Below are 1,878 nucleotides of genomic sequence, written 5' to 3'. Positions count from 1 at the left end.
GCCCACTGGGAGCGCCGGCCGCTCTTCCATGAAAGAGCCCTTTGAGTGGTTGCCTGGTCCGGCAGCGTCGCGATTGTGGCCCTGCTCAGAACTTGTAGCTCAAATTGATGCCTACCGTGTTGAGCTTCACGTTCTGATCGCGATCGTTGAAGGGTTCCGCTACGTCGTAGTGCTCGGAGCCGAAATCATAGTAGCGATACTGTGCGCCGACGACGAACTTGTCGGTCAACGCGTAGTCGACGCCGGCACCCACGGTCCAGCCGACATTCGTGCGCGTGCTGTCGAACGCCGGACCCGCGACTTGCGATGTTTCGATGCCGGCAAAGGCGACGCCGCCAATGCCATAGACCAGCAAGCGGTCCATGGCGTAGCCCGCCTTGGCGTTGACCGACCCGAACCACTTGATGTCGGTGCCGAATGTGCTTCCGAAGGCCGATACCGTCGTGCCGCGGACCGAGGAATAGTTGAGTTCCGCCTCGGCGCCCAGCACCGCCTGGTCGAATTGCCACAGTCCGGCGACATGGCCGCCGACAAAACCGCCGTCAACATCGGGTGTGGCCGAAAACGGCTCGCCCTCTGTTCCTGATATGTCGGACCGACCCCAGCCATAGCCGGCTTGCATGCCGGCATAGTAGCCGGTCCAGTCGAAGCCGGGCGCGGTCATCGGAACATCGGCCGCTGGGTCGGCGGCGAAAGCCGGCACGGCCAGAGCGGCAAGAAAACCGGCACTTGCGACCATCAGGCGATACATCGAACTCCCCGAAATGACGGTTCAGAAAGATCCTCGCCAGAAGGATAACCGCATTCGCCGCAATCGCAATCCCCCTGTCGCCGCACAGAATCCGCTATTTGGCGTCGATGAAGTCCAGCACAGCCTGGTTATATTCATCCGGCGCTTGCAGCATGGCGAAATGACTGGCGTTGGGCAGGATAATCAGCTTCGCGCCCGGGATGGCGGAGGCGATATATTCGGTGTGTTCGCGCTTGATCGCTTCATCATGGTCGCCGGCAACGATCGCCGTCGGCGTGGTTATCTCAGCGAGCTGCTCCTTGGTCCACGCCGGCTCGGTCTCCCACATATGGCTTATCTGCGCCACGAAGGCGTCATACTGGTCCGGTGTTTTCGACATCTTCTTGTAGTCGCGGCCGGAGCGGTCGATGTAGGCGGCAAAGGTCTTGTTGGTCATCACGCCCGGATCGACGCCGTCGGTGGTTACGTTGGCGGCTTGCGCAAAGAGCCTTGTCAGCCGCTCCGGATGATGCAGTGCGATGTCGATACCGATAATTCCGCCATCGCTCCAGCCGACGAGCGCGGTCTTGTCGATCTTCAGGTAATCGAGCAGTGCCAGATAGTCCGACGCCATCAAGTCATAGCCATAGGGCTGCTCGGTGCGGGTGGAGCGGCCGTGACCACGGCTGTCGGCGACGATCACCTTGTGGGTTTTGGAAAACGTGGCCACCTGGCTGGCCCAGATGTCGGCGTGGCCGAGGCCGCCATGGATGAGCAGCACGGGGTCACCCGCTCCGAAAACGGCGTAGTACATCTGGATGCCGTTCACCGGCGCATATCCGCTCTGATCGGGCTTGGGCATGGCCGCAGGCTCCGGCAAGGTCTGCCAACGTTCCTCGGCGGCGGCAAAAGTGGTCGACGCTGCGAACAAGATGACGACGGCGAACGCTTTCCAAAAACGGGTCATGTTTCCCCCTTACGGCTCGGTCCGTAGCCAGCATCGCGCTTTGGCCAGATTAGTCAACAAGCTCAGTCTGCCGCGGTGTGTTGGCCCGACGGCTCTGGCGGCGCCCGCCGACATTTGCGAGACTGGCGACAACCGAAGGAATCGCGAATGCCGAAAGCCACGCTCGCAAAACCCACACCGT

Annotated in this window: 2 protein-coding genes; both read right to left on the bottom strand. The window is 61.4% G+C overall.

Annotation, left to right across the window (positions count from 1 at the left end; translation table 11 throughout):
* Window positions 1-85 precede the first annotated feature (85 nt).
* Window positions 86-751: an outer membrane protein gene (locus EN906_RS32615; RefSeq protein WP_127272804.1), complete on the bottom strand. Its 666-nt coding sequence runs from the start codon at window positions 749-751 to the stop codon at window positions 86-88.
* Between the two features lie 94 nt (window positions 752-845).
* A complete protein-coding gene (locus tag EN906_RS32610; protein WP_127271933.1) occupies window positions 846-1,697 on the bottom strand; it encodes an alpha/beta hydrolase in 852 nt (283 codons plus the stop codon).
* Window positions 1,698-1,878 lie beyond the last annotated feature (181 nt).

It is taken from the genome of Mesorhizobium sp. M7A.F.Ca.CA.004.06.1.1 (assembly GCF_003999135.1).
Taxonomy (GTDB): domain Bacteria; phylum Pseudomonadota; class Alphaproteobacteria; order Rhizobiales; family Rhizobiaceae; genus Mesorhizobium.
This window is presented reverse-complemented; position numbering and strand designations above follow the sequence as displayed.